The sequence below is a fragment of the Streptomyces avidinii genome (assembly GCF_045161815.1).
In the GTDB taxonomy this organism is placed as follows: Bacteria; Actinomycetota; Actinomycetes; order Streptomycetales; family Streptomycetaceae; genus Streptomyces; species Streptomyces avidinii.
On sequence record NZ_CP108863.1, the window covers coordinates 7,153,680 to 7,166,300 of the forward strand.

Annotated in this window: 13 protein-coding genes; 3 read left to right on the forward strand and 10 right to left on the reverse strand. The window is 72.6% G+C overall.

The annotated features are described in order from the left end of the window. The first annotated feature begins 6 nt into the window (after window positions 1-6). Window positions 7-444: a hypothetical protein gene (locus OG373_RS32355; RefSeq protein WP_405441927.1), complete on the forward strand. Its 438-nt coding sequence runs from the start codon at window positions 7-9 to the stop codon at window positions 442-444. Between the two features lie 160 nt (window positions 445-604). On the opposite strand, the gene mug is transcribed toward OG373_RS32355, so the two are convergent. The 5 genes from mug to OG373_RS32380 all read right to left on the reverse strand — a co-directional run bounded on the left by mug (window position 605) and on the right by OG373_RS32380 (window position 5,859). Next, a complete protein-coding gene (gene mug, locus OG373_RS32360) occupies window positions 605-1,153 on the reverse strand; it encodes a G/U mismatch-specific DNA glycosylase (RefSeq protein WP_405444280.1) in 549 nt (182 codons plus the stop codon). Further along, the gene (purB, locus tag OG373_RS32365; RefSeq protein ID WP_030719003.1) at window positions 1,150-2,583 is read right to left on the reverse strand and encodes an adenylosuccinate lyase; all 1,434 of its coding nucleotides are present in this window, start codon (window positions 2,581-2,583) and stop codon (window positions 1,150-1,152) included. The genes mug and purB overlap by 4 nt, the downstream gene beginning before the upstream one ends. A 71-nt stretch (window positions 2,584-2,654) precedes the next feature. Continuing rightward, entirely contained in the window at window positions 2,655-3,437 is a 783-nt protein-coding gene (locus tag OG373_RS32370) for an SGNH/GDSL hydrolase family protein (protein WP_405441929.1), read from the reverse strand. Between the two features lie 65 nt (window positions 3,438-3,502). After that, complete coding sequence (locus OG373_RS32375; protein ID WP_405441931.1) at window positions 3,503-4,528, reverse strand: hemolysin family protein; 1,026 nt, start codon at window positions 4,526-4,528, stop codon at window positions 3,503-3,505. After that, the gene (locus OG373_RS32380; protein WP_405441933.1) at window positions 4,525-5,859 is read right to left on the reverse strand and encodes a hemolysin family protein; all 1,335 of its coding nucleotides are present in this window, start codon (window positions 5,857-5,859) and stop codon (window positions 4,525-4,527) included. The genes OG373_RS32375 and OG373_RS32380 overlap by 4 nt, the downstream gene beginning before the upstream one ends. A 221-nt stretch (window positions 5,860-6,080) precedes the next feature. Here OG373_RS32380 and OG373_RS32385 point away from each other — a divergent pair, with 221 nt between their 5' ends. Further along, window positions 6,081-6,503, forward strand: coding sequence for a GNAT family N-acetyltransferase (locus tag OG373_RS32385; RefSeq protein WP_405441935.1), 423 nt, complete (start codon window positions 6,081-6,083; stop codon window positions 6,501-6,503). A gap of 125 nt (window positions 6,504-6,628) precedes the next feature. Here OG373_RS32385 and bioD read toward each other — a convergent pair whose 3' ends face one another. From bioD to bioB, 3 genes are read right to left on the reverse strand one after another with little or no spacing between them, the layout of a single operon-like run. Then, the gene (gene bioD / locus OG373_RS32390) at window positions 6,629-7,393 is read right to left on the reverse strand and encodes a dethiobiotin synthase (protein ID WP_405441937.1); all 765 of its coding nucleotides are present in this window, start codon (window positions 7,391-7,393) and stop codon (window positions 6,629-6,631) included. Window position 7,394: 1 nt separating this feature from the next. Continuing rightward, window positions 7,395-8,717, reverse strand: coding sequence for an adenosylmethionine--8-amino-7-oxononanoate transaminase (locus OG373_RS32395; RefSeq protein ID WP_405441939.1), 1,323 nt, complete (start codon window positions 8,715-8,717; stop codon window positions 7,395-7,397). Then, on the reverse strand, window positions 8,710-9,963 hold the full coding sequence (bioB, locus tag OG373_RS32400; RefSeq protein WP_405441941.1) for a biotin synthase BioB: 1,254 nt from the start codon (window positions 9,961-9,963) through the stop codon (window positions 8,710-8,712). Before bioB ends, OG373_RS32395 begins: the two co-directional genes overlap by 8 nt. Before the next feature lie 156 nt (window positions 9,964-10,119). On the opposite strand from bioB, the gene OG373_RS32405 reads away from it, so the two are divergent. Continuing rightward, entirely contained in the window at window positions 10,120-11,301 is a 1,182-nt protein-coding gene (locus tag OG373_RS32405; RefSeq protein ID WP_405441943.1) for an 8-amino-7-oxononanoate synthase, read from the forward strand. Between the two features lie 39 nt (window positions 11,302-11,340). On the opposite strand, the gene OG373_RS32410 is transcribed toward OG373_RS32405, so the two are convergent. Continuing rightward, the gene (locus tag OG373_RS32410; protein ID WP_405441944.1) at window positions 11,341-11,562 is read right to left on the reverse strand and encodes a DUF397 domain-containing protein; all 222 of its coding nucleotides are present in this window, start codon (window positions 11,560-11,562) and stop codon (window positions 11,341-11,343) included. 12 nt (window positions 11,563-11,574) lie between these two features. Continuing rightward, a complete protein-coding gene (locus tag OG373_RS32415; protein WP_397734275.1) occupies window positions 11,575-12,459 on the reverse strand; it encodes a helix-turn-helix domain-containing protein in 885 nt (294 codons plus the stop codon). Window positions 12,460-12,621 lie beyond the last annotated feature (162 nt).

Below are 12,621 nucleotides of genomic sequence, written 5' to 3' on the forward strand. Positions count from 1 at the left end.
GACGGTATGACCACGGCAGAGCACCTCGACACGATCGACCGGCTCCGGGCGAAGGAGTTCCCGCCCGAGCCGGTCCGGACCGGAGGAAACAGCAGCGGCCCGGGCTTCCACCTGGTCCAGCTCGCCAGGACACAGGACTTCTGGGACGACGACGGTACGGGCCGGATCGAGGCGGCCGACCAGATCGCTGCCGATTACGGGGCGCTCGCCCAGGCCGCGACCGACCGGTGGGGGGAGCCGCAGATCTTTTCGCTGCGGACGCTGAGGGACCGCGGGTTCGACGGGGAGGACATACCGCAGCCATGGGGGGAGATGGGCAACAGCACCGACCACGTGCACCTGTGGCGGGTCGGAGCCCACTGGCTGGTGGCCTACGTGGCGCAGTGGGACTCCGACGACCCCTACCGGCTGATGGCAGGGGTCACGGTCACCGACCCTCCCTGAGGGCTGTCCCGCAATCCCCGGGGGCGCACGACGACAGCCACGGCACCTCGCCGCGTTGGCGGAGGGCCCGAGTACGCCCGGCACGGGGGGCGCCCCTCCGCCTTGCGACGCACCGTATCCGACACCGTGCGCCGATCCACCGGGGGTTACGGGACAGCCCTCAGGGGCCGTCCGACGCCTCGGCGGCCGTGCGGAGTCGGGCGTACTCCTGGGCCATGGACTCGGCCGTCCAGTGGGCGTTGAGACCGCTCGGGTTGGGGAGGGCCCAGACGCGGGTGGAACCGATGGTCCGCTCCTGGGGGCCGATCTTCGCCTTCGGCTCGCCGAAGGCGGTGCGGTAGGCGGTCACCCCGACCACCGCCAGCCACTGGGGGCGCAGCAGTTCCACCTTGGCGGTCAGGATGCGGCCTCCCTCGCGGAACTCCTCGGCGCTCAGCTCGTCGGCGCGGGCCGTGGCCCGGGCCACGACGTTGGTGATGCCGAGGCGGTAGGTCAGCAGCTCCTCCTGCTCGGCGGGGGCCAGCCGGCGCGGGGTGAAGCCCGAGAGGTGCAGGACGGGCCAGAAGCGGTTGCCGGGGCGGGCGAAGTGGTGGCCCGTCGCGGCGGAGAGGAGTCCCGGGTTGATGCCGCAGAAGAGCACACGCAGACCGCCCGCGACCACGTCCGGGAGGACGCGGTCGCGGGCGGCGTTCAGCTCGTCGGGGGTCAGAGGATCGACCCCGGCGCGTATCCGGCGGCCTCCGGGTGCTGCTTGGCGATCGCCTCGATACGGGAGACCACCGCCGCGACCTGGTCGCCCGCAGCGCCGGTGAAGGACAGCTTGTCGGCCATCAGAGCGTCGAGCTGGGCCCGGTCCAGCGGCATCCGCTCGTCGGCGGCCAGCTTGTCGAGCAGCTCGTTGCGCTCGGCGCCCTGCTCGCGCATGGCGAGGGCGGAGGCCACCGCGTGCTCCTTGATGACCTCGTGGGCGGCCTCGCGGCCCACGCCGGCCCGTACCGCGCCCATCAGGACCTTGGTGGTCGCGAGGAAGGGCAGGTAGCGGTCCAGCTCACGGGCGACGACGGCCGGGAAGGCGCCGAACTCGTCGAGGACCGTCAGGAAGGTCTCCAGCAGGCCGTCGAAGGCGAAGAAGGCGTCCGGCAGGGCCACGCGGCGCACCACGGAGCAGGAGACGTCGCCCTCGTTCCACTGGTCGCCGGCCAGCTCACCCGTCATCGAGGCGTAGCCGCGCAGGATGACCATCAGGCCGTTCACGCGCTCGCAGGAGCGGGTGTTCATCTTGTGCGGCATCGCGGAGGAGCCGACCTGGCCCGGCTTGAAGCCCTCGGTCACCAGCTCGTGGCCCGCCATCAGGCGGATCGTCTTGGCGATCGACGACGGGGCGGCGGCGAGCTGTACCAGCGCGGTGACCACGTCGTAGTCGAGCGAGCGCGGGTAGACCTGGCCGACCGAGGTGAAGGCCTCGGCGAAGCCGAGGTGGGCGGCGATCCGCTGCTCCAGGTCGGCGAGCTTGGCGGCGTCGCCGCCGAGCAGGTCGAGCATGTCCTGGGCGGTGCCGACGGGGCCCTTGATGCCGCGCAGCGGGTAGCGGCCCAGCAGGTCCTCCAGGCGCGCGTAGGCCACGAGCAGCTCGTCGGCCGCGGTGGCGAAGCGCTTGCCCAGGGTGGTCGCCTGCGCGGCCACGTTGTGGGAGCGACCGGCCATGACCAGCTCGGCGTGCTCGCCGGCCAGCTTGCCGAGACGGGCGAGAACAGCGACCGTGCGGTCCCGGGCGAGCTCGAGCGAGAGCCGGATCTGCAGCTGCTCGACGTTCTCGGTCAGGTCGCGCGAGGTCATGCCCTTGTGGACGTGCTCGTGACCGGCGAGGGCGTTGAACTCCTCGATGCGGGCCTTCACGTCGTGCCGGGTGACCTTCTCACGCTCGGCGATGGAGGCGAGATCGACGGTTTCGAGGACGCGCTCGTAGTCGGCGAGGGCCTCGTCCGGGACCTCGATACCGAGGTCCTTCTGGGCGCGCAGCACGGCGAGCCACAGCCGCCGCTCCAGCGTCACCTTGTACTCGGGGGACCACAGGACGGCGAGCTCCGCGGAGGCGTAGCGGCCGGCCAGGACATTGGGGATGCGGGGCTTGGCAGTCACGTGGAGGAAGTCTACTTGGGACACGGCTGTGCGTTTACGCAGGTAGGGCCACCACTGCGGATTGTGGCTTGCTACGAGAGCGGCGCGTCCCCGTAGGGCAGCAGCTCGGGGCGCTTGGCCGGGCGGCCGTCGCCGGAGGAGCGGCCGGTCAGGCGGCGGCCGATCCAGGGGAGCAGGTGCTGCCGGGCGAAGCTCAGGTCCTGGGCCCGGCGTACGGTCCAGCCGGGGGGAGCCTCGGCCGGCAGTTCGGTGCGCCAGTCCACCTCGGCGGGCAGGCCCAGCGCCTGCCAGACGGCCTCGGCCACCCGGCGGTGGCCCTCGGCCGTCAGGTGCAGCCGGTCGACGTCCCACATCCGGGGGTCCGCCAGAGCGGAGGCCCCGTACAGGTCCACCACCACCGCGCCGTGCCGGGCGGCGAGCTCCTCGATGGTGGCGAAGAGCTCCTCCATGCGCGGCCGGAAACGTTCCATCACCGGCCCGTTGCGCCCCGGGGAGCGCATCAGGACGAGGCGCTTGCAGGAGGGGGCGAGGAGTTCCACGGCCGACTCCAGGTGGTCGCGTACCCGGCCCATGTCCACCTTGGGGCGCAGAGCGTCGTTCAGCCCGCCCACCAGGGTCACCACGTCCGCGCCCATCGCCGCCGCCACCGGGACCTGGTCCTCGACGATCTGCCCGATCAGCTTGCCGCGCACCGCGAGGTTGGCGTAGCGGAAGGCCGGCTCGCGCGCCGCGAGGCGGGCGGCCAGCAGATCCGCCCAGCCGCGATAGGAGCCGTCCGGAAGCAGGTCGGACATTCCCTCGGTGAAGGAGTCGCCGACCGCGACGAAACTGGTGTAAGAGGCATTCATCTCCATGGCGGAGAGATGTTACCGCGCGGTACCCCGGCCCCGCAGGGCCGGGGACCGCACGTCCCGGCGGATCACGCCGAAGCGGGCCTGCCGAACAGCTCCCGAAGGACGTCCTCCATCGTCACCAGGCCCGTCATGGCGCCTTCCGCCCCGAGGACCGCCGCCAGGTGCGTACGGCTGCGCCGCATGGCGGTCAGCACGTCGTCCAGCGGAGTCTCCGCCCTCACCTGGGCGATCGGCCGCAGCGCCGACACCGGGAAGGACGCGTCCCGGGCCTCGTCGTCCACGTCCAGGGCGTCCTTCACGTGCAGGTAGCCCAGGATCCTGTGCTGCGCGTCCACCACGGGGAAGCGGGAGTATCCGGACTCGGCCGACAGCCGCTCCAGTCCGGCCGGGCTGATGCCCTCCCCGGCCGTGACCACCCGGTCCGCCGGCAGCACCACGTCGGTCACGGGCCGCCGGCCCAGTTCCAGGGCGTCGTGCAGGCGCTCGCTCGCCCGGTCGTCGAGGAGCCCCGCGTCGCTGGAGTCCTTGACCATCCGGGCCAGCTCGTCGTCCGTGAAGGTCGCCGCGACCTCGTCCTTGACCTCCACCCGCAGCAGGCGCAGCAGGGCGTTGGCAAAGGCGTTGATCGCGAAGATCACCGGCCGCAGCGCCCGCGTGACGGTCACCAGCGGCGGCCCCAGCAGCAAGGCGGTGCGCACGGGCTCGGCCAGTGCCACGTTCTTCGGCACCATCTCGCCGAAGAGCATGTGCAGGTACGTCGCCAGCGCCAGCGCCACCACGAAGGAGATCGCGTGGGTCACGCCGGCCGGTACCCCGACGAGGTCGAACAGCGGGGTCAGCAGATGTGCGATGGCCGGCTCGGCCACCACGCCCAGCACCAGGGTGCACAGCGTGATGCCCAGCTGGGCCGCCGCCATCAGCGCCGACACGTGCTCCAGGCCCCACAGGACGGCGCGGGCCCGCCGGTCGCCCTGCTCGGCGTACGGTTCGATCTGGCTGCGCCGGACCGAGATCAGCGCGAACTCCGCGCCGACGAAGAAGGCATTGACGACCAGGGTCGCCAGGCCGATCAACAGCTGGATGACGGTCATCGGCCCTCCTCCCCACCCTCGGCGGGCTCGACCGGGGCGTGCAGCAGGACGCGCGAGGCCCGTCGCCCGACGGCGTCCACCACGTCCAGACGCCAGCCGTCCAGCTCCATGCGGTCGCCGACCGCCGGGATACGGCCCAGCGCCGTCGCTATCAGGCCGGCCAGGGTCTCGTACGGCCCCTCCGGCACGCGCAGTCCGATCCGCCGGAGCTGGTCGGTGCGCGCCGCGCCGTCGGCGGAGTAGAGCAGGCGCCCGGAGGCGTCCGTACCGGCCGGGGCCAGGTCGGGGGTCTCGTGCGGGTCGTGCTCGTCGCGCACCTCGCCGACGACCTCCTCGACGATGTCCTCCAGCGTGGCCACTCCGGCCGTGCCGCCGTACTCGTCGATGACCACGGCCATCGTCTGCTTGCCGGACAGCCGGTCCAGCAGCCGGTCCACGGTGAGCGACTCCGGTACGAGGAGGGGTTCGCGCAGCAGCTGCGACACGGGACGGCGGCGGCGTTCCGCGGCGGGCAGGGCCAGTACGTCCTTGATGTGGACGGTGCCGACGACGGTGTCGAGGCTGCCGCGGTAGACGGGGAAGCGGGACAGGCCGGTGGCCAGCGTCGCGTTCGCCACGTCCTCCGCGGTGGTCTGCACGTCCAGCGCCGTGACCTGGACGCGCGGGGTCATCACATTCTCCGCGGTCAGGTCCGCGAGGTTCAGGGTCCGGACGAACAGCTCGGCCGTGTCCTTCTCCAGCGCACCCGCCTTCGCGGAGTGGCGTGCGAGGGCGACCAGCTCCTGCGGAGTGCGGGCGGACGCCAGCTCCTCGGCCGGCTCCAGGCCGAAGCGGCGCACCATGTGGTTCGCGGTGGTGTTGAGGTGGCTGATCAGGGGCCTGAAGGCCCGGCTGAAGACCCGCTGCACGGTCGCCACGCGCTTGGCGATCGCGAGCGGGGAGGAGATCGCCCAGTTCTTGGGCACCAGCTCGCCGACGACCATCAGGACGACGGTCGACAGGACGGTGCCGAGGATCAGGGCGGTGGAGGAGGCGGTGCCGGCCGACAGGCCCAGGGCCTCGAAGGGACCCTGGAGCAGGGCGGAGATCGACGGCTTGGAGATCATGCCGATGATCAGGCCGGTGACGGTGATGCCGAGCTGGGCGCCGGAGAGCTGGAAGGTCAGGGTGCGGACGGCGGCCAGGGCGCTCTCGGCGCCGCGCTCGCCGCGCTCGACGGCTCGTTCGAGTTCGCTGCGCTCGACGGTCGTCAGCGAGAACTCGGCCGCGACGAAGACTCCACAGACGAGACAGAGCAACAGTGCCACGACGAGCAGGAGCACTTCGGTCATCGGTCGATCACCTCCGTCCCATGATCGGCCAGGAAGCGGGGGACCGCGCGATGTCGCGAACGGGTATGTCGCGGACGGGTATGTCGGGGACTGGGAGGCTCGCCCATGGGCGGACGCTCACACCTTTCACTCAAGAGGGACCTTTCACCACATGGTAAAGGAAGAGCAAAGGGGGCGGATCACGCTTTTGGCGGAGCGTGGCCGGATGGTGGGATCCGGATATGACTGATCTTCATATCGGCCCCGCGTCGGCCGCCGACCTGGGCGCTGTCCTGGACTTCTGGAAGGCCGCCGCGGAGGGAACGAGTATCAGCGACGACCTCGCCGGCGTCGAGCGTCTGCACGAGCGGGACCCGCAGGCGCTGCTGCTCGCCCGGCAGGGCGGTGAGCTCGTCGGCACGGTGATCGCGGGCTTCGACGGGTGGCGCTGTCACCTCTACCGGCTCGCCGTGCACCCCGGGTACCGCAGGCAGGGCATCGGGGCAGCCCTGCTGGCCGCGGCCGAGGAGCGTTTCGTGGCCCTCGGCGGCCGGCGCGGGGACGCGATGGTGCTGGACCGCAACGAGCGGGCGCACCGGGTGTGGGACGCGGTGGGCTATCGGCCGCAGGAGCAGTGGACGCGCTGGGTCAAGCCGTTCGGCTAGCCGCCGGTGCCGATGCCGTGCCGTGCCGTGCGCTGGCGGGTGGGTGCGGCCGCCTCGGGCGGGCGGCCGCGCCGCGGTCCCCGGCGGGGCTCAGGGACTCGGGGCTCCGCCCCGGACCCCGCGCCTCAAACGCCGGCGGGGCTGGAGTGCGCGCCGGCCGGGATGAAGCTCGGGGGGGACCAGGTGGAGAGGAAGGACCGGGCCGACCAGGTGCCCGACAGGGACGGGTCCAGCCAGGACGGGGCCGACGCCCGGAAGCGCTCCGGCGCGAGGGTCCCCGAGCCCTCCGGGATCGCGCCCAGCAGTGGCAGGCCCGAGGACTTCGTGAGGTCCGCGAGGTTGCAGCGGGCCGCCAGGTCGGGGCTCTGCGGCCAGCTGCCCACCACCACGCCCAGCGGGGTCAGGTCCCGGGCCCGGAGTGCCTCCGCCGTGAGGGTGGTGGAGTTGAGCGTGCCCAGACCGGCCTGAGCGACGATCAGCGTCGGCGCACCGAGCAGGCGGGCCGCGTCGGCCAGCGTGTTGCCCGACTCGTCGAAGTGGACGAGCAGCCCGCCCGCGCCCTCCACCAGGACCAGGTCGTGGTCCAGCGACAGCCGCTGCGCGGCCTCCGCGATCCGTGCCGGGGACAGCGTGGGCAGTCCAGAGCGGCGGGCCGCCGTGTCCGGGGCCAAGGGCTCCGGGTAGCGGGCCAGTTCCACCGCCGTGACGGAGGGCCCGGCCAGCCGGACGGCCTCCGCGGCGTCCCCCGGCTCCTGCGGGCCGACACCCGTCTGCGCGGGCTTGAGCACCGCCACCGAGCGGCCGGCCGCCACCGCGGCCGCCGCGATCGCCGACGTGACCACCGTCTTGCCGATCTCGGTGCCCGTCCCGGACACCATCAATACGGACATCTCAGCCTTCCTGCGCGGCCGCGCACACGGCGCGGCAGATACGGTTCACGTCCTCGTCGCCGGTCACGAACGGCGGCATCACATAGATCAGGTCCCGGAACGGGCGCAGCCACACGCCCTCGCGCACCGCCGCCCGGGTGGCCGCGGCCACGTCGACCTCGTGGTCGAGCTGCACCACGCCGATCGCGCCCAGGACCCGTACGTCCTTCACCCCGGGGATGTCGGCGGCGACGGCCAGGCCCTCGTGCAGCCCCGCCTCGATCCGCTTGACGTCCGTCGCCCAGTCCTGGCCGAGCAGCAGCTCGACGGAGGCCAGCGCCACGGCCGTGGCCAGCGGGTTGCCCATGAAGGTCGGCCCGTGCGCCAGCACCGGGACCTCGCCCTGCGAGATGCCGTTCGCCACCCGCTCCGTGCACAGGGTGGCCGCCAGCGTGAGGTAACCGCCGGTCAGCGACTTGCCCAGGCACATCACGTCCGGGGTGATCCCCGCGTGGTCGGCCGCGAACAGCGCGCCCGTACGGCCGAAGCCCGTGGCGATCTCGTCCAGGATCAGCAGGACCCCGTACTCGTCGCACAGTTCGCGCAGCACCCGCAGGTAACCCGGGTGGTGGAAGCGCATGCCGCCCGCACCCTGCACCACCGGCTCCACGATGACAGCGGCCAGCTCGTCCGCGTGCGCGGCGATCATGGAGCGCAGGTGGTCCGTGTACGCCGGGTCGACGGGCGTGTCGAAACCGCCGGGCGGCGCGTCCGCGAAGACCTGCCGCGGCAGGTGACCCTGCCACAGCTCGTGCATGCCGCCCTCGGGGTCGCAGACGGCCATCGGCTGCCAGGTGTCCCCGTGGTAGCCGCCCCGCCAGGTCAGCAGCCGGGTCTTGCCCGTGCGCCCCAGCGAACGCCAGTACTGCAGGCACATCTTGACCGCGACCTCGACGGACACCGAGCCCGAGTCGGAGAGGAATACGTGCTCCAGCCCCGCCGGGGTGATCTCGACGAGCTTCGCGGCGAGCCGGACGGCGGGCTCGTGGGTGAGCCCGCCGAACATCACGTGCGACATCAGGCCCAGCTGTGCGGTCGCGGCCTCGTTGAGCACCGGGTGGTTGTAGCCGTGGATCGCCGACCACCAGGAGGACATGCCGTCGACCAGCTCTTCGTGGCCGTGTCCCTGGGACGGGTCGGCGAGCCGCAGCCGCACCCCCGAGGCGGAGGCGATGACCAGCGGCTCCTGCCGGCCGGGCATCGGACCGTACGGGTGCCAGACGTGCTGCCGGTCCAGCGCGAGAAGTTCCGCGCCGGCCGACAGCCGGTGGAGCTGATCAGGCATTGGGGGCGATGTCCGTCCCCGCGCCGCGGCGGCGGACCGCCACCAGCTCCGGCCGGACCCCGCCGGCCTCGGCCTGGACCGGTACGGGTGTTTCCGCCGCCGGCTCGTGGCCGGAGCAGCCGCCGCACGCCGAGCCGCAGCCCGCGGCCGGGGCGTCGCCCTCGGCGGACGCGCCCGAACCGCAGAGCGAGGCTCCGCCGTTCGAACCGCAGCCCCCGCCGGTCGCGGCGGCCGCGACGTCGGAGCGGTGTGCGGGAAGGGTCGACGTACCGGCGCCCTCCACCTCGAAACCGGCGTCCGCGATCATGTCGAGGTCGGCCTGACCGGCCTGGCCCTCGCTGGTCAGGTAGTCGCCGAGGAAGATCGAGTTGACGACGTGCAGGGCAAGCGGCTGCATCGAGCGCAGGTGCACCTCGCGCCCGCCGGCGAGGCGGACCTCGACGTCGGGGCAGACGAACCGCGCCATCGCCAGGATGCGCAGGCAGCGCTGCGGGGTGAGGTTCCACTCCTTGGCCAGCGGGGTGCCCTCGAACGGGATCAGGAAGTTGACCGGCACGGAGTCCGCGTCCAGCTCGCGCAGCGAGAAGACGACGTCGACCAGGTCCTCGTCACTCTCGCCCATGCCCGCGATCAGACCGGAGCACGCGGACAGACCGGCGCCGTGCGCCTTCTGCACGGTGTCGACGCGGTCCGCGTAGGTGTGGGTCTTGGTGATCTGCCCGTACGTCGCCTCGGAGGTGTTGAGGTTGTGGTTGTAGGCGTCCGCGCCCGCGTCCCGCAGCCGCTCCGCCTGGCCGTCCGAGAGCAGGCCGAGGCACGCGCAGACCTCGACGCCCTCGTTCTGCTCCTTGATCGCCGCGATCGTCTTGCCGACGCGGTCCACGTCCCGGTCCGTCGGCCCGCGGCCGCTCGCGACCAGGCAGACCCGCTTCGCGCCGCCCGCGACACCGGCCGCGGCGGCCTGGGAGGCCTCCTCCGGCTTCAGCCACGTGTACTTGAGGATTTCGGCCGTCGACCCCAGGCGCTGGGAGCAGTAGGAGCAGTCCTCGGGGCACAGGCCCGACTTCAGGTTGACCAGGTAGTTCAGCTTGACCCGACGGCCGAACCACTGGCGGCGCACCTTGCCGGCCGCGGCCACCACGTCGAGCAGTTCGTCGTCAGAAGTCGCCAGTACGGCGAGCGCTTCTTCGCGGGTCGGCAGCTCTCGCCGCAGCCCCTTGTCCACCAGGGTGTTCAGCAGGTCCATGAACCCGATCCTGGACCACACCCCCGCTCCCGGCCAAGGAGAGATCGCACAACATGGCCGGATGGGTGTGTGTGTATCACCACACCTGGCGCAGCAGTCGCGGGAGCTAGGGTCGGGCAGGTCTGTGGACTGCCGACAAAACACGAGGACCTGCCGATGCCCCAGCACACTCCCGACCCCGTGGATGTCTTCGCCTGGATCGACGCCGCGGAGCGCGCGCGGGAGGAGGCCGGACTGGTCCGCACCCTGCGGCCCAGGCCGCCGGTGTCGCCGCTGCTGGACCTCGCGAGCAACGACTACCTCGGCCTGTCCCGGCATCCCGAGACCATCCGGGGGGCACAGCGGGCGGCCGAGTGCTGGGGCGCCGGAGCCACCGGCTCCCGTCTGGTCACGGGGACGACCGAGCTCCACACGGAGCTGGAGCGGGAGCTCGCCGCCTTCTGCGGCTTCGAGGCCGCGCTGGTCCTCTCCTCCGGCTACGCGGCCAACCTCGCGGCCGTCACCGCGCTGAGCGACTGGGGCACGCTGGTCGTCTCCGACGCGGGCAACCACGCCTCGATCGTCGACGGCTGCCGGCTCTCGCGCGCCGAGACGGCCGTCGTCCCGCACGCCGACCCGGACGCCGCCCGCAAGTCGCTGGCCGCGCACGAGGGCCGGGCGCTGCTGGTCAGTGACTCGGTGTTCTCCGTGGACGGGGACGCCGCGCCGCTCGCCGGGTACGCCGCCGCCTGCCGGGACGAGGGCGCCGCCCTGGTCGTCGACGACGCCCACGGGCTGGGCGTACTGGGCGACGGCGGTCGCGGCGCACTGCAGGCAGCCGGGCTCGCGGGCGCGCCGTACGTGGTCGCCACCCTGACCCTCTCGAAGTCCCTGGGCAGCCAGGGCGGAGCCGTGCTCGGCCCGGCCAGGGTGATCCGGCACCTGGTCAACACCGCGCGCACCTTCATCTTCGACACCGGCCTGGCCCCGGCCGCCGCGGGTGCGGCGCTGGCGAGCCTGCGCCTGCTCCAGCGGGAACCGGAGCGTGCGGGCCGCGCCCGCGAGGTGGCCGCCCAGCTGTACGGGCGACTCACCGCGTCCGGCCTGACCGCGGCCCGGCCGGACGCGGCCGTGGTGTCGGTACGGGCCCCGTCGGCGTCGGCGGCACTGCGCTGGGCCGCCGACTGCCGCGAGGCAGGTCTGTCCGTGGGGTGCTTCCGCCCGCCGTCGGTGCCGGACGGCATCTCCCGGCTGCGGCTGACCGCCCGCGCCGATCTCACGGGGGACGAGATCGATCGGGCGGTCGGGACGATCCTGGCGACCGCGCCGGCCGGAGCCACGGACGGCCGGGGCCGGTAGGGCGCTGCGGCCCGGGTCCCGGGGGCTGCCGGGCGGGTGTTACGCCTGCGCGTCCACCCGTACGGAGGCGAGGAAGCCGTCCCAGGCCGGCCCGGTGAAGAGCACGGCCGGGCCGTCCGTCCGCTTCGAGTCACGGACGGCCAGCAGGCCGCCGCGAAGGACGGCCGTTTCCACGCAGTTGTTCATTCCGGTGCTGCGGCTGCTCCGCCGCCACCGCACGCTGGTCGGAAGTCCGCTGCTGGATAAGGGGGTTGCGGACACGGGGGTGCCTCCTTACGCGTCGTCAGCGAGTGAGCTGATGAGATCCGACGAGTCCTGGGGCGGGAGGGCGTGCGCCTGGATGGTGCGGAACGCGGCGCCGTACGCCTCAAGGTCTTCCTTCCGCTCCAGATAGAGGCTACTCGTCAAATGGTCGAGTACCACCACATCCAGATCGGCGATGTCCGGAAATGAAAAAATGACGAACGGTCCGGTCAGGCCGAGATGCCCTCCGACGCTGAACGGAAGTACCTGCAGGCGTACTTGAGGCAGCCGCGACACCTCCACCAGGTGCCGCAACTGCTCGGCCATCACCCCCGGCCCGCCGATCTGCCGGCGCAGCACCGCCTCGTCCAGTACGGCGCTCAGCTCCAGCGGGGGATCGGCCCGCAGCACCGACTGCCGGGCCAGCCGTACGTCTACCAGCGCGTCCACCTTCGGCTCCGGCAGCCCGCCCAGCGCGGCCCGGGTCACGGCCCGTGCGTACCCGGGGGTCTGCAGCAGCCCCGGTACCACGGACAGCTCCACGGTGCGGGCCGCACGGGCCCCCGCCTCCAGGCTGATGAAGTCCCGGTACTCCTGCGGCAGCAGCCCCCGGTAGTCGTGCCACCACTGGCGGCCGCGGCCGGTGTCGCCCGCCGGACCGGGGCCGGCCGCCGAGGCCGACAGCGCCTCCAGCAGCGCGCGCTGCTGCGGGCCGACGATCTCCCCGTAGGCGTCGAGGAGCAGCCGGATGTCCTCCGGTTTGACGCCGCTCCGCCCCGTCTCGATGCGGCTGATTTTCGACTGGTGCCACCCCACGATCCGGGCCGCCTCACCACTGGTGAGTCCGGACCGGTCGCGCAGGGCGCGCAGTTCCTCGCCGAGCTTGCGTCGGCGCACCGCGGGACCGTGCTGCACACCCGCCTCCTTCCACCGGCACAGCTCGCACCAGTCTGCCGTCCAAATACGCTCTTCCGTAGCAGAGTTCACCGCATCGAGCGACAGATATATGCACATCTTGGGGGAAAGGCAGATGTGGCGGCACGATGGGTGGCACTCTGGCGTCCAGCACAGATCCGG